The sequence below is a fragment of the Acinetobacter sp. ABJ_C5_2 genome (assembly GCF_044538485.1).
GTDB lineage: Bacteria > Pseudomonadota > Gammaproteobacteria > Pseudomonadales > Moraxellaceae > Acinetobacter > Acinetobacter nosocomialis_A.
Genome location: NZ_JBIUCS010000113.1, coordinates 1 through 260, shown reverse-complemented (window position 1 = coordinate 260; position 260 = coordinate 1). Strand labels below are relative to the sequence as shown.

At 47.3% G+C, this 260-nt stretch carries 1 rRNA gene; it reads right to left on the bottom strand.

Annotated features, from left to right (window positions below):
• Window positions 1-24 precede the first annotated feature (24 nt).
• A 23S ribosomal RNA gene (locus ACH8JV_RS19610) occupies window positions 25-260 on the bottom strand; the annotation flags it as partial.

The following is a 260-nucleotide window of genomic DNA, read 5'->3' as shown; positions in this document are numbered from 1 at the left end:
TATATACAACTGCTTGGGTGTTGTATAGTCAAGCCTCACGAGCAATTAGTATTGGTCAGCTTCACATATCACTATGCTTCCACATCCAACCTATCAACGTCCTAGTCTCGAACGGCTCTTTAGAGGAATAAATTCCTAGGGAAATCTTATCTTGAGGTAGGCTTCCCGCTTAGATGCTTTCAGCGGTTATCCCTTCCGAACATAGCTACCCGGCGATGCGACTGGCGTCACAACCGGTACACCAGAGGTTCGTCCACTCT